Source organism: Daejeonella sp. (assembly GCF_030684675.1).
Taxonomy (GTDB): Bacteria; Bacteroidota; Bacteroidia; order Sphingobacteriales; family Sphingobacteriaceae; genus Daejeonella.
In genome coordinates this window covers 17,415-38,135 of record NZ_JAUXXZ010000009.1, presented here as the reverse complement: position 1 = coordinate 38,135, position 20,721 = coordinate 17,415, and the positions used below count along the sequence as shown (strand labels likewise).

Sequence of the window (20,721 nt, the reverse complement as noted above, 5' to 3'; positions counted from 1 at the left end):
ACTATTTAAAAAACAGTAGGTGTTAGTTTAGCGTATTTTAATACTTCTGAGCTCTTCTGTGATCAATAATTTAATTTCATCACTCAATAAGGTAACCTGCTCATGTCCCAGGCTTGAATCATAATATCCTCTTATCCGCTTTTGGGGGTCAATCAGAATAAGCATAGGACTGTGGATAATGCTTGCCTTTCCGGTGGTATCGGCAATGGCATCTACCATAAAATCCGTTTTTGCAAGCGAATAAATCAAATCCTTATCACCGGTTAAAAAATCCCATTTTTTATTTTCTGAAATATATGGCTTACTGTATTCAGCGAGTACCGCAGGGCTGTCGTAATCAGGGTCAACGCTAATAGAAATAAAGCGCATCAAACGATTGTTATTGTACATTTTTGCCACCCTTGCTAAATCCTTATTCATATCCCTGCACAAGAGTGTGCAGCGGGTATAAAAAAAGCTAACAACAGTAATTTGATTACTATCTGCAGGGAATTTAATGGTGTCTGAATTTTGGTTCAAAAGGCTGAAATCCCGGATAACATGATAAATTGTATCCGGAATCTGCTTACCACGTTTGGTATGAAACGTTGAAGCTACCTTTTTCTCCCCATATATGTTCAGGGGGCGATAACGGTTCTGCCCTTTCTCTTTTAACAGGTAATATAAAGTGCCGGGTACTGCCAATAATATCAGCAGAATCAGAATTTTCTTTACAGGAAAAGAGGGTAAGCTCATTAATTCATATGAATGAACTGGTAGTTCCCTTCAATAAGCATAAGTACAATGAAATAGATAATAAACACCAATGAAACAGTAATACCTGTTTTAAGTGCAAATTTTTCGAATTTCAGGTGCATAAAATAGGCTACAATGTAAAAGGCTTTCACCAGTGTAAGAACTATGTAGGCGAAATTACCAATACCGTGCCCTACAATACCCTTAGGAAGCAGGTAAAGTGCAATGAAAAATTCTATAGCTGTAATACCCAAAAGGTAAAAGAAAACCTGCCAGATTTTTTTCTTGGTCATTCCTTCATGCTCAGAAGCATGTTCATCATGTGTGTGTTCTGCTGACATTTTATATCGATTATCAGGATTTTAAACTAAATAGAAAAATGTAAATACGAATACCCATACAAGGTCTACAAAGTGCCAGTATAAACCAACCTTCTCAACCATCAGGTAGCTGCCACTTTTTTGGAAAACATTTGCGAGAACCATTAGCAGAATAATAATATTTATCAATACTCCGGTAAACACGTGGAACCCATGGAAACCGGTGATTGTAAAGAACAGGTTCGCAAATTGCAGGGCCCCGACTGTATCTACCCCGGTATAAGATGCAGGAAAACTTCCCCACCAATAACCTTCATGGTGTAAATGTGACCACTCCAATGCCTGACAACCAAGGAACATTAATCCGCCGATGATAGTACCGATCATCCACCATACAACCTCCTTTTTAGAGTTACGATGTCCTGCCTCAACTGCAAGTACCATGGTTACTGAACTCATGATCAAAATAAATGTCATAATACCTACAAACACCAATGGGTAGCCATGATCGGTTATCCCGGGTATCGACTGAAATACTACATCAGGATCAGGCCAGCTAATTTTACTGAAGCGTTGAGCTCCGTAATAGATCAGAAATGCCGAAAAAGTAAATGCATCTGACAAAAGGAAAAACCACATCATGAGTTTTCCGTATTCTACAGCAAAAGGCGACTTCCCGCCGCTCCAGGCGTCAGTTCTTATTTCATCTAATTTTGATACAGTAGTGTTCATTTAAACAATGGTATATTGAGTTATTATTGATTCAAAAGTAAGAAAACATATAGATAAATCCATAGGATATCAAGAAAATGCCAAAAAATGGAAGCGACTTCCATTCGGAACACATTCCGGACCTGAGGAATTGTGCGTATCGCCCCTATCAGCGCATAAATTAGAAAAAATAGTCCTACAATTACGTGCAATAAATGAGCACCACTAAACACATAAATAAAGGATTGAGAAGCATTATAATTCACGAAATAAGCACCTGAATTATACAAGGCTTGCCATGCCTGGAACTGACTGTAGAAAAATGCAACACCCAGCAAAATCGTTAACAGAATATACAGTTTTTGCTTACCCAATTGCAAGCTGTTGGCAGACAGATAGGCCATATGAGCTGTGACACTGCTAAGTATGATAATCACAGAGCTGTACATAAATGCTCTGGGAAGTAATACTTTTATTCCGCGCTCTGCATTTCCTTCAGTGTAGACGATAAAACCACTGGTCAATGCGGCAAACATCATAAAAGAAGCAATAATAAATAGCCACATTAAAAATTTCTTAGCTTTTAAATTCAACCTATCCTCAACTTGTAAATTTTCCATTTCGATAAAATTATTTTACTATGAAGTCAAATAACAGGGTTAATTGCATTATAGGAAGATAAATAAAAGAGGTATACATAAGCTTCTTAGCAGATGCTACATCTCTCTTACTATAAAGCTGAACTGCCTGCCAAACAAAAAACAGCCCTGCCAGCAAGGCAACAACCATATAAATAACACCTCCAAAAGCTTGCCCCGAAGGCATTAAATATACTGTTGGCATTAAACTCACCGGAATCAGGATGATTGTAGAAAAAAGAGTGACCATTGCGCTTGTCTTATCCTGTTTAGTACTTGGAAGTAATCGGAAGCCTGCCCTTTTATAGTCTTCATCAAGAACCCAGGCTATTGCCCAGAAATGAGGAAATTGCCAGACGAACTGAATCAAAAACAAAATAATCGGTATCCAGGATATTTGAGGTTCATTAAAGGCCGCAAAATACCCGATTAAAGGAGGGAATGCACCAGGGAATGCACCAATAAAAACTGCGATTGGCGATTTCCGTTTCATTGGGGTATAAACAAATGCATACAGAAATATCGAAAAAACCGCGAGTACACCGGTGGGGAAATTAAGACTAACCAAAAGATATGTACCAGAAATTCCCATAATCAGGCTGAGAACAAGAGCCTGACCTGTGGTCATTTTTCCGGATGGAATCGGTCTGTCCATTGTTCTTTTCATTAATTTATCCAGATCCTTTTCAATGATCTCATTAAATCCATTTGCCGCGCCTGTGACCAGAAATCCTCCAAGTGTCAGAATAATCCAGTTGATCCAATTAATATCACCCTGAAATCTGCTACCCATCAAAAAACAGACAGAAGCAGAAAAGACCACGGTAAGGGTCAGCCTTAGTTTAATTAATTTATTGAAGTCGGATATAAAATTCCTCACTATATTTTCTGTTTCACTGTTTCATATCAATTGCCGACAATTTTAAAATACAACTCAGATTTTCAAAAAAAGAGTCGATTTTAAGATAATTCTAACGACAGAAACCTCTTTTGAAAAAGGATACATTCGTTGTAATTTCTCTGCGGAAATAGCAGAAAGAATATTCATTATAGTAAGCAGGCGATATCAAGATATCGCCTGCTTAAACTATTAACCTAATTTTTTTAAACCTGTTCAGGATTATGCCGCTCCGATGCATGTTCCTTATCCCATTCCTGCTGAATATGCTCAGATTCAGGGTTTCCTTCAAAATCATGGAGCAGATTGGAGCTCATTGTCTCAGAAAAAGGAGTAGTTTGAGGAATAAAGTCAGTATGGTGACCAGGCTTACTGTAATCATATGGCCAGCGATGTACCGAAGGAATTTCTCCAGGCCAGTTTCCGTGCAGGTGCTCTACCGGTGCAGTCCATTCAAGTGTATTTGAATCCCAAGGGTTTTGTGGTGACTTCTTTCCGTAAAAAATAGAATAGAAGAAATTCCAAAGGAAGGCAACCTGAGCTAGTGCAGAAATAATTGCTGCCCATGTTATAAACACGTTCACTGTTAACCATTCTTGCATAAATGCAAACTCTGTGAAAGCATAGTAACGACGAGGCACACCATCAATACCCATAAAGTGCATAGGGAAGAATACCAGATAAGCCCCAATAAAGGTAAACCAGAAGTGAATATAACCCAGACGCTCGTCCAGCAAACGACCGAACATTTTAGGATACCAGTGATAAACACCACAAAGCATACCGAAGATTGCCGCACAACCCATTACAAGGTGAAAGTGAGCTACAACGAAATAGGTATCATGCAGATTGATATCCAAAGCGGCATTTCCTAAAAATAAACCGGTAAGTCCACCGGAGATAAAAAAAGAAACCAGACCAATAGCAAATAACATCGCTGGAGTAAAGCGTAGATTTCCACGCCAGATGGTTGCCAGGTAATTAAAAGTCTTTACTGCTGAAGGCACTGCAATTATTAAGGTCGTAATCATGAATACACCTCCAAGGAATGGGTTCATACCCGTTACGAACATATGATGTCCCCAAACGATGAACGACAACACGGTAATACCAATTAAGGAATAAACCATCGCATGGTAGCCAAAGATTGGCTTTCTGGAATTCGTAGCAATTACCTCTGAAGTGATGCCCAATGCAGGCATAATTACAATATATACCTCTGGGTGACCCAGGAACCAGAATAAGTGCTGCCATAAAACTGGACTACCCCCCTGATTTGGAAGAATTTGTCCAGCAACAACAATATCAGAAAGATAAAAACTGGTGCCGAAACTCCTATCAAAGATTAATAGTACAACTGCTGAAACTAACACCGGGAAAGACAATACACCTACTATAGCAGTAAGGAAGAAAGCCCAGATCGTTAATGGCATTTTCCACATATCCATACCTTTGGTACGCATATTCAGAATTGTTGAGATATAGTTCAATGCTCCGATAAGGGCTGATGCAACGAATAATACCATACTGATTAACCAAAGTGTCATACCAGTACCAGAACCACTAATTGCTTTCGGCAAGGCAGACAAAGGAGGGTAAACAGTCCATCCTGAACTTGCAGGTCCGCTTTCTACAAAGAAAGAACACATCATGATCACACAGGAAACAAAAAACAACCAGTAAGAGATCATATTCAGGAATGGTGAAGCCATATCCCTTGCTCCCAATTGAAGAGGAATAAGAAGGTTACTGAAAGTACCGCTTAATCCTGCAGTCAATACAAAGAATACCATCATGGTACCGTGTATGGTTACAATTGCAAGATAAAAATCGGGTTTTATTCTACCACCTTCAGCCCATTTTTCGCCAAGGAATGTTTCCAATAATGGAAAGCTCTCATCAGGCCATGCTAATTGCAACCTGAAAAGGATAGATAGAATCATAGCAACAACTGCCATTAATATGCCTGTGATCAGGAATTGCTTGGCGATCATTTTATGATCCTGACTAAAGATATATTTAGTAATAAATGTTTCCTTATGATGTCCTTGATCGTGACCGTGATCGTCGTGTTGGTGAAGTACGGCTGAATCGTGTATTGCAGTGCTTGCCATAATTAGTTTCTAATAGTATTTGTATTTAAAGCTATTTTGTTGACTTCTTCAGTTTTGGTATTCTCAGCCAGCTGAAGTTCTTTTTTAACATCATCATTATAATATAAAGGCTGTTTAGCAAGCCATGTAGCGTATTCCGCTTCAGAAACCACTGTTACTTTAGCCTGCATATTATAATGTCCTGCACCACAAATCTTGGCACAAAGAAGAACATAATCATATTTCGGATTATTTCTCTTCTCTCTCATCTGAGCAGTGGTAAGGCGGGGTGTAAACTGGAATGAAGTAGGCATTCCCGGTACAGCATTCATCTGCACCCTAAAGTCAGGAAGATAGAAACTGTGTAAAACATCTTTAGAATTAATGATTACGCGAACCGCCTTATTTACAGGAATTACAATCTCACTCGTAAGTTTGTCATCCCAACTCTTCTGATCTTTGAAATCTATTCCAAGTCCGTTGGTTGGTGTAGTCAATTTGTAGTTACGGTTTCCAACCTGGTTATCAGCACCCGCATAACGAAGGCTCCATTTGAACTGCTCACCGGTAACCTCAATATTGATCGCTTTCTTCTGATCTTCCGGAGAAACATTGGTAATACCTCTCCAGGTAAAGAATCCCAGTAATACCAGAACAGTTAAAACTATGGCTGGAATAATAGTCCATATCCTTTCAAGCGCATTATTATGCGGATAGAAATATGCCTTTCTATTTTCAGATCCTCTATACTTAAATGAGAAGCCAAATAGAGCAATATGAGTTAAAATAAATACAATCGTAGTTAAAATTAAGGTTGTATTAAACATGAAGTCGATATCCAGACCATGCTCAGAAGCTGATTCATGCATACTCATTGGCCCCTGAACTGCATAAGACCAGTAAACACCATAAATACCTAAAATCAAAAAGATCCCAAGGAAAACACCCTGAATCCTACGGGCATTAAGGCTTGATTTTACACCCTGCATCTCACGGCTCAGTTCATATACCTTTAATATCTTTCCAATTATTGCAATAAATACACATAGAAGGAAAAACATTAAAACATAATAAGTAGCTGATTTGTAGGATTCTGAATAATCCTTTGTTTCAGCGATTGGCTGCATATTCTTATACCTTGCTACAGTATCAACAGCGGTACTGATCAAAGGAGCAGATGATGGGGTCAGTTCAGTTGAAGCAGCTTTTACGGCTGTATCAATTGCTGCAGTTGTTGAACTGATCGTAGAATCCTGAACCTGCGCGTATGTTGCACTGTTAGTTACAGTAAGAGTGCATATTACTAGTAATGCAGCTACAGTCCTGATATTAAAAATTTCTCTTAACCTCATTTTATTCGTACTATTTTCTTTAAGCTATTAAGAACTGTGTTTATATCTGGTGATTGATACTTTCCTGTAGGAAAGGATGATTTGTTGTCACCAATGACCGCTTAGTTAACTGGTTAAGTGTAAGGAATGTGAAAAGCCCTACAAAACCAATCGCAATTCCAATCTCAATTATACCAAATCCTCTGTGAGACTCAACTGTTCCTGGCATGATCATCATGTAATAATCCAACCAATGACCACATAAAAGCAGGATACACACGAACATTAATGTATTCATTTGGCGCTTGGAATTTCTTGACATCAGGATCAGTAATGGTGCAGCAAAGTTAATAATGATATTCAACCAGAACCATGGAAGATACTCAGGCTCCCAGCGCTTATAAAAGTAAACAGTTTCCTCAGGCATGTTGGCATAATAGATAAGAACGAACTGAGAGAACCATATATAAGTCCAGAAAATGGAGAATGCAAATATAAATTTACCAAGATCATGTAAATGGTTTTCATTGATCCAGGTTAGATAGCCTGCCTTCTTCATAAAGATAACTATCAGTGTAATCACACAAAGTCCACTAACCCACATTGCTGCGAAGTTATACCAACCGAACATTGTTGAGAACCAATGAGCCTCCAACGACATAATGGTATCAAAGGCCCAGATTGGAGTAGTGAATCCAAAAACAATCAGGAATATAGCCGACCACTTAAAGTTTTTATCGTGATAAACAAGTCCGCCTTCTAACTCCTGTGCTTTGGTATATTTTGCAAACAACCATGCAAAGAAGCTGTATGCTCCAAGAAATACTGCCAGTCTGGTTAAAAAGAAAGGTACATTCAGGAAACTTGCTTTTCCGGCAATCAGTTTATCATAATTTGGGCTGGAAGGATCTGTCAGACCCTCACCATTCCAGTGATGATATAAATTATGAGTTAATAAACCTGCTGCACACACTGCAAACAATACAAGAGATGCAATAGGAAGCACCCTTGACATTGCCTGCGGTATCCTTAACAAACCGGTTGCCCATCCTGCCTGTGCAACATACTGCAATGCCAGAAAGAATAAACCCGTTGCGCAAACACAGGTAAAGTAATAGGCCATTAAAAGCAGGTTAGCGAAAGTACGTTCCTGCTGACCTGTTAGTAAACCAAAAGCTGTAGCAAGAATTCCAACCACTATTGCTATTAAGGTCCAGGTTTTTAATTTTCCAGAAAATGTAAATTGTTCCGTGAAATTATGAGTATGATTATGATTTCCCATCTGGTTTTAGCAATTGACTATTGTAATTTTTGTAATTCGTGAACGTACATAACAATTTTCCACCGTTGCTCCGGAGATAATTGAGATTTGTGTGGCCCCATCAGGTTAACACCGTGTGTGATCGTATGATAAATTTTACCATCTGTAAGATCCTTCATAGTACCACCTCTTGAAGAGTTTCCGGTTGAATATGAAGGAGGAGCAGGAAATTTACCAAGTTTAACGATAGAACCATCACCCTTTCCTTCAAGACCATGACAATGAGAACACATGTTTAAATACAATGTTTTTCCCTGCTCAAGAGTGGCTACACTTACCGGAAGTGGATTTGCCATCCCTGCACTTGCTGCCTGATAGCCTTCAAGTGTATTAGGATAAACATCATATTTGTCAAATCCCACTGGCATTGTACCGGCTGGCGGATTCTGAGCAGTTTTACCGTCCTTAAAGTTCTTATTTGGCTGATCCGGATTGTAACCAATAGGATCATACATATTACGGGCAAATTCAAGTCCCGTACTTCTATTATTTGAACAGGAAGAAATAACCGTAACAGCGGCTACAGTTAAAAAAGCGGTACAAATTATTAGGCGCTTATTCATAACTAACATATTTCCTTTCGTTGTGCTTAATTTCAACAGCACCTGCTTCTTTTAAAATGTTATCTATTTGATCATGCGAGGTATTTGTTCTTGCATCAATCGCAATCACAAATCTATCGTTAGTTGCTCTAAGGTCCATTACTCTGGGAGCACGACCAGGAGCCAGGTGATTTGCAAAGAAATAAGTTCCTACCATTCCGAAAGCTGCAAACAATACGGTTAATTCGAACATGATTGGAATAAAATCAGGGAATGCAAAATGTGGTTTACCACCAATATTCATTGGCCAGTCGATAACAAGCATGTAAGTTATCATGGAGATAGCAGTGATAGTACCGGTCAAGCCGAACCCAAATGCCACTTTACCCAGCCTTGATCTTTTAATTCCTAATTTATCCTCAATACCGTGGATTGGCATCGGAGTATAAACATCGTAAATACTTACGCTATTCTCCTGCAGTTTGTCTATCCCGTGCATCAGATCATCCGGATCCTCAAAATGACCTAAAATATATTTTATATTACTCATCTTTAAACTTTTTGGAATTCAGCAACTTTTGGAGAAACACTATCATACTTTTCGAGAGATTCGAGGTAGTACTCAGCCTCTCCGCTGTCTACAACTTTCTCAGCAATCAACTTCTTCTTAGCCTGATCACTTGAACTCTTCAGCAATAATTTAACCTCTGCCATTGCAATAGCCGGAAATACTCTAAGGAAAAGAAGGAATAAGGTAAAGAATACTCCTATAGATCCGATAAATACGCCCACATCAACCCAGCTTGGGTAAAACATAACCCAGCTTGATGGAAGGTAATCACGGTGCAATGAAGTGACGATGATTACAAAACGCTCGAACCACATACCAATATTCACAACGATCGATAAAATCCATGATAAGGCTATGCTGGTACGAATCTTTTTGAACCAGAACAATTGCGGAGAAATTACGTTACAGGTCATCATGATCCAGTAAGCCCACCAGTATGGTCCGCTCACCCTGTTCAAAAATGCATACTGCTCATATTCAACTCCTGAGTACCAGGCAATAAATAATTCTGTTAAATAAGCTACACCCACAATTGATCCTGTAAGAATGATGATCTTATTCATCGATTCGATATGGAACATGGTAATGTAGTTTTCGAAGTTCATTACCTTACGGGTAATCAGCAATAAGGTTTGAACCATTGCAAAACCAGAGAAGATCGCCCCTGCAACGAAATATGGAGGGAAGATAGTTGTATGCCATCCCGGAACCAGGGAAGTTGCAAAGTCCATGGATACAATTGTATGCACTGAAAGTACCAGAGGAGTAGAAACACCCGCTAATATCAGTGATACTAACTCAAAACGCTGCCAGGTTTTTACTGAACCATTCCATCCGAAAGATAAAATAGAATAAACACGACGACGGGTACCCACTGCCCGGTCACGGATGGTTGCTATATCAGGAAGTAATCCTGTGTACCAGAACACCAATGAAACCGAGAAATATGTTGAGATTGCAAATACGTCCCATACAAGTGGTGAGTTAAAGTTAACCCATAATGATCCGAATTGATTTGGAAGCGGAAGTGCCCAGGTAAACAACCATGGACGACCCATGTGTGAAATAATATAGGTAGCGGCACAGATAACGGCAAAAATGGTCATTGCCTCTGCTGAACGGTTAATTGAATTTCGCCAGTTCTGTCGGAACAGGAGCAATACCGCCGAGATAAGGGTACCGGCATGACCAATACCTACCCACCAAACGAAACCGGTAATATCCCAGGCCCATCCAACTGTTTTATTTAAACCCCATTCGCCGATACCAAACCAGAAGGTCCAGCTAACAGAGAATACCCAAAGTCCAGCACCAAGGGCGGAAACAATGAAACCAATCCACCAGGCTTTATTTGGCTTATTTTCTACAGGAACCAATATATCTTCGGTGACCTTTGAATAGGTAATATTTTCACCGGTTACTAAGGGTTCTCTAAGTATAGACTCGTGATGAGATGACATATTCTTTTTTATTTCTTGTATTAAACCTCTACAGTATTTCTAACTTTTGTTTGATATCCTACACCCGGCTTAACATTAAGCTCTTCCAGGACATAGTATGTACGCTCACTCTTCAGTGCTTTTGATACTTCAGATTCAGGATCATTTCCATCTCCAAAGATGATTGCATTGGTAGGACATGTTTGCTGACAGGCAACTTTAATATCACCATCTTTCAAAGTACGCTTCTCTAATTTAGCCTGAAGCTTACCTGCCTGAATACGCTGAACACACATTGAACATTTCTCCATTACCCCTCTTGAACGTGAAGTAACATCAGGGTTTAACACAAGCTGTGTAAACTCATTGTTCATGTAATTATCGAAACGTGAATCATTCCAGTAGTTAAACCAGTTGAAACGACGTACTTTATACGGACAGTTGTTCGCACAGTAACGTGTTCCGATACAACGGTTATAAGCCATTTGGTTCAAGCCTTCGGAAGAGTGAACCGTTGCTAAAACAGGACAAACAGTTTCACAAGGAGCATGATCACAATGCTGACACATCATTGGCTGATGTATAACAGAAACGTTATCTATGTTCTCAAGTTTCTCTACTTCTTTCTCTTCTGTTACCTTATTTCCACCTTCATTAACGGTATAGTAACGGTCGATACGAATCCAGTGCATTTCGCGACGACGACGAACCTCCTCACGTCCAACAACCGGAATATTATTTTCGGCATTACAAGCCACGATACATGCGCCACAACCTGTACAGGCATTCAGATCAATTGCCATAACCCAGCTATGTCCGGGCTGCTCATACTCATTCCATAAATCATAGTGATTTACGTGAGCATGACCTGTTCCAGAGTTAGGATCTTTTAAATAATCCTTTAAGGTAGTCTCGCGAACGATATTCCTGCCTTCAATTGAATGATGTGTCTGTGTTTGAGCCAGCTCATAAGTACCCGAAGCTTTAGACAGGCTAGCGGCTGTTGCAGTGTGGAAAGTTGCATTAACCAAACGCAGGAATGGATAAGCATTCTTACCAACCTCAGATCCGGCTTTTCCGGCTTTCGTTCTGCCATAACCAAGGGCTACTGAAACCGTTCCATAAGCCTGCCCTGGCTGGATAAGTACTGGTAAAGTAATGGTGTATTTATCTGTTTTGATCTCTACAAGATCATTCTCGGCAATACCCAATTTTTCTGCAAACTTTGCATTGATAGCAGCATAGTTATCCCAGGTTACTTTTGAAACCGGATCAGGTAACTCCTGCAACCAAGGGTTATTGGCCGACTTACCGTCACCAATTGAAACATTCTGATAAATATGTAATTCTACAGCATTATCACCGCCTTTTGCAAGTGTATTGCTTTCAGCGAGGATAGTCTGAACTACTGAATCAAGTTCGCGGGAGAAAGTATAAGTACCTGCTGATCTTTCAGGAAGACTAACCGAACCTTTTTGTAAAAGATCCTTCCAACTTGTAGCGGATTGAGCAAGAACTGTTTTCGCCCAGTTATTCTGGATATACTGATAATAATCTGTAACAGCACCTTCGGACCAGATTAACAGACCCTGCTCAGCATTACGTGAATTATTAACAGGGTTGATAGCAGGCTGAACAATAGTATAATATCCTTCTACCGGATTTGAATCGCCCCATGATTCAAGATAATGATGATTTGGAGCAATTACCTGGCATAGTGAAGCTGTTTCATCTTTGCGATCAGCAAAAGAAACACGCAACTTAACTTTTGAAAGGGCATTTGTGAATGCCTTGGTGTCATTGAATTCGTAAGCAGGATTTGTATTCAAAAAGAAAACTGCATCCACTTCAGAACGGTTCATTTCATTAACGAACTCAGCGAATTCAGCATCATTTCCTGCATACTGGTATGATGGATTATCAAGATCAATAGTAGTCCCGTAACTTCCCAGGATTGAGTTGATCGCATTTACAACGATCTGGGTAGAAACATCATTTGAACCGCTGATTACAAGGGCTCTTCCTTTTGCAGCAGCTAATTCTTTAGCAGTTAATGCAATCGCTTTTTCTGCATTCGGATTATTTGCAAGAGGCTTAGTTCCGATAACCGCACCGCCTAAAGCAGCATATAAATTTAATAAGGCAATACCTTCTTCTGATGGCTTTAATGGAAGACGCGCATCAGCATTGGTACCTGTTAAACTCATTCCTGTCTCGAACTGAATATGACGGGACATTTTTTTGCCCTGAAGAGCAGTATTATTTCTTTTGGAAGTGTACTGGCGACTAAACTCTACAGGAGAGATCCATGTACCCAGAAAATCAGCTCCGAAACTTACAATAAGATCTGCTCTGTCAAAACGGTATTTTGGAAGAACTACCTTACCAAAACTGTTTTCATTTGCTTTGATGATACCGGTATAAGAAACCGCATCAACCTGTACGTGTTTTGTATTTGGATATTGTGCTGTAAAGTCGGCAATAGCTGCTTTAGTCGAAGGACTATTAACAGTAGAAGAAACAATACGAATTTTTTTGCCACCTGCTTTAATTTTAGCAAGCTCAGCTTTTACGTACTCATCAATTTTTGCCCAACTTGATTCTGAATCATTCAGAACAGGATTTTTCAGTTTGGAAACATCGTAAAGATCAAGCACTGAGGCCTGTCCTTTTGCATCCAGACTTCCTTTGCTCAGAATACAATTTGGATTTCCTTCAATCTTAATTGGACGACCTTCACGGGTTTTAACCAGAACGCTGTGACCATTGAAAGTAGAAGTATAGTAATTAGGAATACCAGGTACTATTTCTTCAGGTTTAACCAAATAAGGAATTGATTTATGAACCGGAGTTGTCTGACATGCAGCAAGAGTAACTGCTCCCAAACCAAATCCAAGCGCCTTCAAAAAGTCGCGACGTGGAGTTACGGTACTTAAACCGGCTTCATTCAGAACTTCTTCCATAGGAAGTGGCTCAGCGAACTCGTTTTTGTTTTTTTCAACAAAATCCTTTGTGTTCTGCAGCTCTTCTAAACCTTTCCAGTATTTTTTATTGCTTTCCATTTAAGCTATATAAAGTATACGTATGTTATCTTAAAATTATTCTAATTAGTAGTGACACTTAGCACATTCCAGTCCGCCTAATACAGCAGCTGTAACTTTTCCACCTTTTTTCAATTTATCATGTGCAGCAATCAGTTTATCATAATAAGGATTGTCCTTATGATTAACCTCTGTTTGTTTGTGGCAGTTGATACACCATTTCATAGTCAGAGGAGAATATTGATAAACCTCTTCCATGGTTTGGATCGGACCGTGACAATTCTGACACTCTATGCCCGCAACTGAAACGTGTTGTGAGTGATTAAAGTAAGCCAAATCAGGTAAATTGTGAATTCTAATCCATTCAACAGGCTTGGTATCATTACCATAAACTTTGGTTTCCTCATTATAATCAAGAGCATTATAAATCTTCATTATTTCAGGAGAAGTTTTTCCATCATATTTTTCGGATGCCGTAACATAATTATGGCAGTTCATACAAACATTAAGAGATGGAATAGATGCATTTTTAGAAGTAAATGCACCTGAATGACAATACTGACAATCAATTTTATTTACACCTGCATGAAGCTGGTGAGAAAATTTAATTGGCTGTACCGGCTGATAACCAGTATGAACACCTGTTTCCCACATGCCTTTCCAACCTGCAGAGCCAAGGAAAATCACACAAAGTATAACTATGAACAAAATGAATTTTTTGTTTTTACTTAGCTTTTTAAGCCCTTCGAAACGATCTTTCGTCTCGGCACCGTCTTCCTCTTCAACAGCAATGCCTTTTTTCTGAAGCATTACACGTTCCAGAGTGGTAATCACACGATTTAAAACCAGGATAACCAAGAAGGCAATGATGATTACTGCCAGCAGACCAAATAACATGAAGTTACTTACACCGCCTTTATCAGCAGGCGCTCCGGCTGCACCAGCGGCAGCATTTGGATCGGCTGCAGGCTTAACATCCCCAACTTTAACATAAGCTACAATGTTCTTAATGTCATCGTCTGATAATTCAGGAAAAGCTGACATCATAGCCGGTGAATACTCAGCTGCTTTTACTGCCTTTGCATCGCCTGAAGCAATGAATGCAGGAGCATTTTTGATCCATTTGAGCAACCATGCTTCATCATACTTAGTATCAATCCCTTTTAGGGCCGGACCTACAACCGCCTTGTCAATACCATGGCAAGCGGTACACTTCTGCTTGAAAATCGCTGCTCCAGCTGCTGCATCCTGCGCATTGGCCGAAGAAACAGCCATTGAACACAGTAAAGTAACCAGAACCAATGATTTTGTAACACTTCTAAAAAATAATGAGATGCTTCTCATATTGAGTATTTGTTGCTTAAAATTTGAAACGTATAATTAAAAAGTCGACCATAAGGTTATAATCAACATTTTCAGTTGACAAAAGTATGCTTTATTCAAATACGGATGACATTAACATGACCTATTTTATCAATTTATAACCATTCTAAACTATTACATAGTTAGCTGATTAACAGATACTTTTAAAGTATTTTTGAAAAATAGCCCTTTTAATACCAGCCTTAACACTTGTTTTTAAAACAGAGAATCACTACTGCTTCAGAACCCAGGCAAATATGAGCGGAGCAACAATTGTCGCATCTGATTCCACAATAAATTTAGGGGTATGGATATCCAGTTTACCCCAGGTAATCTTCTCATTTGGAACAGCGCCGGAATACGATCCATAGGATGTTGTAGAATCTGAAATCTGGCAGAAATAGCTCCAGAAAGGAATGTTTTCCATTTCCATATCCTGATAAAGCATTGGCACAACACAAATTGGAAAATCACCGGCAATTCCACCGCCAATCTGAAAAAATCCAATACCCTTTCCCGCTGAATTAGCGATATACCAATCTGCCAGCCAGCCCATGTATTCAATTCCGCTTTTCATTGTTGATGCTTTGATTTCTTTTTTCATCACATAAGAAGCGAAAATATTTCCCATTGTTGAATCTTCCCAGCCCGGAACTATAATCGGAAGATTTTTCTCTGCAGCAGCAAGCATCCAGGAATTCTTAGGGTCTATCTCATAATACTGTTCAAGAACCCCGCTAAGAAGCATTTTGTACATATATTCATGTGGAAAATAACGCTCACCAGAATCATCGGCATCTTTCCAAAGCTTATGAATATGCTTTTGAAGCCTTCTGAATGCTTCCTCTTCAGGAATACAGGTATCAGTAACCCTGTTGTAATGGTTCTCAAGGAGATCCCACTCATCCTGCGGACTTAAATCACGGTAATTAGGAACACGTTTATAATGCGAATGAGCAACCAGATTCATAATATCCTCTTCCAGATTCGCTCCGGTACATGATATGATTGATACTTTATCCTGACGGATCATCTCAGCGAGTGAAATACCTAATTCGGCAGTACTCATTGCTCCAGCAAGCGTGATCATCATTTTTCCACCTTCATCCAGATGGGTTTCATACCCTTTTGCAGCATCCACCAGAGCGGCAGAATTAAAATGCAGATAGTTTTTTTCTATAAAACGGGATATAGGTCCTCTTTCAACAGCCATAATTTGAATTTAAGCCACAAAACTACCCTTCTTTAATCTATCAAGCAAATTTAGCGAGTATTGAGTATTGAGTATTGAGATTAGATATAGGTTTCCCTGTGGTTGGTGTTATCACCGACCACTTTCCCTGAAGTTGGTGTTATCACCACCAATGATATAATCGTGCCTGGTACGGCGAGAACACCGACCAGACGGGAATTATAATCGTCCAGACAGGGCTCTGGAGTGAAATAATTTGATTAAGGAAAGCAATACCTGTGTCATATAGGATAGTTCAGCCCTTTCCTCCGTAGTAGTTCCGGCATGAAATAACGTTCTGATTCAAAATAACGATAGCCGGAAGCTACCTACTCCGGCAAGGTTTATTTTACCTGGAGCTGTATTTCATCGGAAGGGGCAGCCCGGCAGAATCAATGAAATCCTTTAGTACAAGAAACTTTAATAAGCAAAATTCACAAATGGCCTATTAAACTAAATTATCAATTAGAAACAGGTGCCATTAATTTGCGAGCCCAATCATAAATTGTTTTTTGCATTTCTTCAGTAAACCTGTTAAAATCATCAGGTGAATTAAGAATGAGCTGATCAGAAGCACCTAATAATTTGTATATTTTTCCAGCTTCATTAACAGATGCTCTGATATCTGTAAGATTAGCAGTCTGGTCTAATTTGGGGGCAATCACCAATACAGGCCTCGGAGCAATTGATCCTAAGATTTCCTGATAATCATATGGGATACGATCCTCATGGCCAACAAAGAAGCCTAAACGAGGAATCAGTCCGTGCAAATGCGAAAAAGCTTTGATCCCTTCCCTTCCATTTTCCTTTGAATCTGTACGCATCGGAGTAAATCCACTAACTGAAACAAGTCCGGCAACTCTTTCATCTAGTGCAGTAGCATAAAGTCCGACTGTTGCACCCATGGCATAACCTGTGATAAATATTTTAGAACTATCAACAAAATCCAGATTGCTCAATGCGTCAACGGCCCCTTTAGCATCTGCCACCATTTTTCCCATTTTCGACCAATTTGGATAACGGTCATAAAAACGTGTGCCTTCTTCAATTCGGTTCCCAAAACCGACCATATCGTATGAAAAAACAACATAACCAAGATCGGTCATACCCTCAAAGAATGACTGAAGATCATGATAAGTGGAAAAACCCTTGGAATAGTCGTATTCGTGCTGATAGATAAGAGCCGGCAATTTACCAGCCTTAATATTTCCAGTTTTATCCTTTGGATAGTAAATATAGCCATACAAATAATCGCCAAATTCCTTGTAAGGAGTGATGGCCATTCGACCCATCCGGGCAGTGACATTTGGTCGTTTGAGAACAGTTCCAAAATAATCTTCTCCGGCTCCCCCGTTTTGTAATCGCTGCGGACCGGGATTATTCAGGCCGGGAGGTTCATCTCCTATTATCCATCGTAACTGTTGTTTTATTTCAGTTTTTTTAACAGCCCAATTTTCCTTTGATAAGTTTTTCCCGGCAATTGCCCCGGTGCCTTGCCCGACTTTTGAAGGATAATTTAAAGGATTTATATTTTCCTTACTTCGCTCACGCCAGCCTTCAAACGTATAATTGTAAAGCAATTTATTTTCAGACTTATAGTCAGAACGTTTAAAAACATAATCAAAGAAATCTATATAGTCTTCAATGTCCCCTGCATGGGTACCATGTTCTCCGTTCCTAAATCTGATGGCCAGATTATCCTGTGCATCAAGAAACTTATATACCTTTTGCGCAGAGTAATATGCCTGCTCAATACCCCATGGATTGCTGGCACCTTCATTGATTGCTGTACTTAACATTAATCCTCTGGGTGCAATCAATGCCATAAAATGATTTTGATCGATTGGAAGCTTATTCTCGCGACCTATAAAAAATCTTAAGCGGGGATGAAGCCAGGACGGTTGGGCAGCGGATAATAATGCAATATCTTCAACATCATATTGCTGGGTAGCATAACGCCATGGGACTTCGGCACCTGAACCACCGCTGCTCGGAATAACAGCCTTTATGCGTTCGTCAAAAGCAGCAGCCATCAGTGCTAATTTACCATTCCTGGAGTGTCCTGTTAAGGCAATTCTTTCTTTATCGACAATTGGAAGTGTATGTAAATAATCGACCGCCCTGAAAGTACCGAATGCTCTTCGCATCAATCTGGTAAAGTCATATTTACCTGACCATATTTCAGCGTACTTTTCAGTATCGTCATTTGCATCCGAGGCTGCATAAACACAGGCCATATAGCCACGTCTTACCGCAATTTGAGCCCAGCCTCTATGGTTCCATTGGGTCATAAACACAGGGAAGGGGCCTTTCCCCTGCGGAATCATTAGTTCAATGGTTAGTTTGGCTTGCTCTTGCGGACCGAATGACAGCTCAACCATACGAAGCGTAGTTGAACCCTCCTTCTTTTCACTCAGAACCTTAACCTTGAAATCACCGGGAGCTTTCGGATAGGTGCCGGTAATATAATATTCCAGTTGCTCCTTCATCCATTGACGCTTTTCTTTCCATTGCACGGCCGAAGTAATCGGAATATTCTTGCCGCCCTCGTCCTCAATGAGGGGATCAGGAAGAAAAGGTATTGAAGGCATTTTATTGAAATCGGGTGGAAGCTCGCCGGTTCGTCTGATCCAATCCTTAAATGTCTCATCCAGAAAAGAAACCCGACCATTAGCTACACGATCCCCGGGTAAAACATTCATGATTCTGGAAAGGCTGACTTTTCGTTTTAAACTGTCTGCTTGTGCAATTGTATCCGGATTATGAAATTTTATCTTATGATCAGCAAAGGCTATTGTTGTGAGTCCGAAGAAGAAAATCAGGCAAATTATTCTGATTGAACAATCTGTCAAAAATCCATGTTGTTGATTTTTCATTATAGCATTTGATATTTTATTCCGGATATGAAGATATAAATTTCCGGTCTTACGGAAGGTAGTGTTGGTATTTTAATAAACGAGTCTGAAGACTCTTATTCATTGAATAATCCTTAGAGCGCTGCGCTGAAACTGTAAGGACAGGCGGGTTGTGAGTGTATCATTTTGTCTGAACTATGATTTTTTTGATTAGCTTGATTGTAATGATTCATAATAATCAAATAAATCATCTGAATCATGGTTCAGACAAAAGCAAAGGTGGGACTCTTCATCCTTCTACAATCCGTAGGAGGAACTGCGCTTAAACCCTAATAACAAGCGGATATTTGGGTAAATATTATATGGTTTCCCATTTCGATTCCAGCGGAGGCTGTATTCTCCTTCATCTCCATGAGCTTGTCATTCTCGCGGAAGCGAGAACCTCCTGCAAAACATATTACAAGATTGAATCACTGTGATCGGAAACCTCCTGCAAACCATCTTATTTATAAACCAACGAAACCCCCCTATTCATAAAGATCATTCACATCAGCTTTTGCCAATTCAATCAGAAAATGGGATACTTTTAAGGTTACAGCCTTAAAGTATTTTTCTCCTTTCTCTTTAGTTGCAAATTCGGGATTTCCTACACCTGTGTCTTTAGTAATTTGCGACCACTTTCTTTCTGCCCAGGCCCAGCCTTCTGAAAACTCTTTAATTTTATATTTTTTCTCTTTCCCATCTCCTGCCGTATCTAAAGGAAGCATTAAATTTGGAGCCAGGTGTTGAATCAGGCTTGTTTCCATTTCGTCGGCATGGTCTCCATCCTGTTCAAAGAATTTCATTTTGTCTTCAGCCTGAAACCAATTACAGGTGCTAAGAAACATCTTTGGGTATTTTAATCCCAGCTCCCTGACCATCATTCTAAAATCATTTCCCCCATGACCATTCAAAATCAGCAGCTTAAAAATATTCGACCTTTGAAGCACCTCAATTAGGTCGCATAAAATTGCCAGCTGGGTACTTGGATAAATATTCAGGTCCAATTTTATGTCCGCCTGACCGGTATTAACTCCAAAAGGGACTGTAGGCAAAACAATGATCTTCGCACCGCTTTCCCAGGCAATCCTAGCAGATTCAGCAGCGATATGGTCGGCTTCAATCACATCCGTTGAATAGGGCAAATGATAATTATGCGCTTCTGTAGCACCCCAGGGAAGGATTGCCAGGTCATAATCTGAATCTTTTACAGATTTCCAGTTTGTTTCTGCTAAAATATAGGGTCTGATCATTTTGTTTGGGTTTGTGGGGAATTGTTTTTTGGGTTTTTATGCTGCATGTTCGCTATGTTGTCTGATGGAATTTAACTCTTCCTTCTTTTGGACCTCTTCCGCTTCTATGTCATAATCATTCTGTATGCCCAGCCAGAATTTTGCGCTATTTCCGAAATATCTGGAAAGCCGCAGTGCGGTATCTGCAGTAATGCGTCTGTTTCCTTTGATTATCTCGGAAATCCGTGTTTGTGGAATCCCAATATCTTTAGAAAGCCTGTACGCACTAATTGATAATGGTATCAGAAATTCTTCAAGCAGGATCTCACCCGGATGAATGTTTTTTAGCTTTTCCATTTTCT

The 20,721-nt window shown here is 39.7% G+C and carries 17 protein-coding genes; all 17 read right to left on the bottom strand.

Translation table 11 applies throughout. From position 1 onward, the window contains the following. Nucleotides 1–27: 27 nt before the first annotated feature. Nucleotides 28–735 carry an SCO family protein gene (locus Q8M41_RS01230; RefSeq protein WP_305363413.1) on the bottom strand — a complete coding sequence of 236 codons (708 nt, stop codon included), beginning with the start codon at nucleotides 733–735 and terminating at the stop codon, nucleotides 28–30. Then, nucleotides 735–1,076, bottom strand: a complete 342-nt coding sequence (locus tag Q8M41_RS01225) for a cytochrome C oxidase subunit IV family protein (protein ID WP_305363412.1) — start codon at nucleotides 1,074–1,076, stop codon at nucleotides 735–737. The genes Q8M41_RS01230 and Q8M41_RS01225 overlap by 1 nt, the downstream gene beginning before the upstream one ends. A 21-nt stretch (nucleotides 1,077–1,097) precedes the next feature. Next, on the bottom strand, nucleotides 1,098–1,787 hold the full coding sequence (locus Q8M41_RS01220; protein WP_305363411.1) for a cytochrome c oxidase subunit 3: 690 nt from the start codon (nucleotides 1,785–1,787) through the stop codon (nucleotides 1,098–1,100). Between the two features lie 23 nt (nucleotides 1,788–1,810). Continuing rightward, entirely contained in the window at nucleotides 1,811–2,386 is a 576-nt protein-coding gene (locus tag Q8M41_RS01215) for a cytochrome c oxidase subunit 3 (protein WP_305363410.1), read from the bottom strand. A gap of 10 nt (nucleotides 2,387–2,396) precedes the next feature. Next, nucleotides 2,397–3,284, bottom strand: coding sequence for a heme o synthase (gene cyoE, locus Q8M41_RS01210; protein WP_305363409.1), 888 nt, complete (start codon nucleotides 3,282–3,284; stop codon nucleotides 2,397–2,399). Nucleotides 3,285–3,508: 224 nt separating this feature from the next. Continuing rightward, a complete protein-coding gene (locus tag Q8M41_RS01205; RefSeq protein WP_305363408.1) occupies nucleotides 3,509–5,416 on the bottom strand; it encodes a cbb3-type cytochrome c oxidase subunit I in 1,908 nt (635 codons plus the stop codon). A gap of 2 nt (nucleotides 5,417–5,418) precedes the next feature. Further along, a complete protein-coding gene (locus tag Q8M41_RS01200) occupies nucleotides 5,419–6,747 on the bottom strand; it encodes a cytochrome c oxidase subunit II (RefSeq protein ID WP_305363407.1) in 1,329 nt (442 codons plus the stop codon). Between the two features lie 40 nt (nucleotides 6,748–6,787). Next, complete coding sequence (locus Q8M41_RS01195; RefSeq protein ID WP_305363406.1) at nucleotides 6,788–8,008, bottom strand: quinol:cytochrome C oxidoreductase; 1,221 nt, start codon at nucleotides 8,006–8,008, stop codon at nucleotides 6,788–6,790. Between the two features lie 17 nt (nucleotides 8,009–8,025). Beyond that, nucleotides 8,026–8,610: a cytochrome c gene (locus Q8M41_RS01190; protein WP_370870417.1), complete on the bottom strand. Its 585-nt coding sequence runs from the start codon at nucleotides 8,608–8,610 to the stop codon at nucleotides 8,026–8,028. Next, nucleotides 8,603–9,139, bottom strand: a complete 537-nt coding sequence (locus Q8M41_RS01185) for a DUF3341 domain-containing protein (RefSeq protein WP_305363405.1) — start codon at nucleotides 9,137–9,139, stop codon at nucleotides 8,603–8,605. Before Q8M41_RS01185 ends, Q8M41_RS01190 begins: the two co-directional genes overlap by 8 nt. A gap of 2 nt (nucleotides 9,140–9,141) precedes the next feature. Continuing rightward, nucleotides 9,142–10,620 (bottom strand): NrfD/PsrC family molybdoenzyme membrane anchor subunit, encoded by a 1,479-nt coding sequence (nrfD, locus tag Q8M41_RS01180; RefSeq protein WP_305363404.1) that lies wholly within the window; start codon nucleotides 10,618–10,620, stop codon nucleotides 9,142–9,144. A 20-nt stretch (nucleotides 10,621–10,640) separates the two neighbouring features. Next, nucleotides 10,641–13,661, bottom strand: coding sequence for a TAT-variant-translocated molybdopterin oxidoreductase (locus Q8M41_RS01175; RefSeq protein WP_305363403.1), 3,021 nt, complete (start codon nucleotides 13,659–13,661; stop codon nucleotides 10,641–10,643). 45 nt (nucleotides 13,662–13,706) lie between these two features. Beyond that, on the bottom strand, nucleotides 13,707–14,984 hold the full coding sequence (locus Q8M41_RS01170) for a cytochrome c3 family protein (protein ID WP_305363402.1): 1,278 nt from the start codon (nucleotides 14,982–14,984) through the stop codon (nucleotides 13,707–13,709). Between the two features lie 250 nt (nucleotides 14,985–15,234). Next, nucleotides 15,235–16,215, bottom strand: coding sequence for a deoxyhypusine synthase family protein (locus tag Q8M41_RS01165; RefSeq protein ID WP_305363401.1), 981 nt, complete (start codon nucleotides 16,213–16,215; stop codon nucleotides 15,235–15,237). 479 nt (nucleotides 16,216–16,694) lie between these two features. Beyond that, entirely contained in the window at nucleotides 16,695–19,109 is a 2,415-nt protein-coding gene (locus tag Q8M41_RS01160) for an acetylxylan esterase (protein ID WP_305363400.1), read from the bottom strand. Nucleotides 19,110–19,615: 506 nt separating this feature from the next. After that, entirely contained in the window at nucleotides 19,616–20,380 is a 765-nt protein-coding gene (locus Q8M41_RS01155; protein WP_305363399.1) for a creatininase family protein, read from the bottom strand. 36 nt (nucleotides 20,381–20,416) lie between these two features. Continuing rightward, nucleotides 20,417–20,716 carry a HigA family addiction module antitoxin gene (locus tag Q8M41_RS01150; protein ID WP_305363398.1) on the bottom strand — a complete coding sequence of 100 codons (300 nt, stop codon included), beginning with the start codon at nucleotides 20,714–20,716 and terminating at the stop codon, nucleotides 20,417–20,419. Nucleotides 20,717–20,721 lie beyond the last annotated feature (5 nt).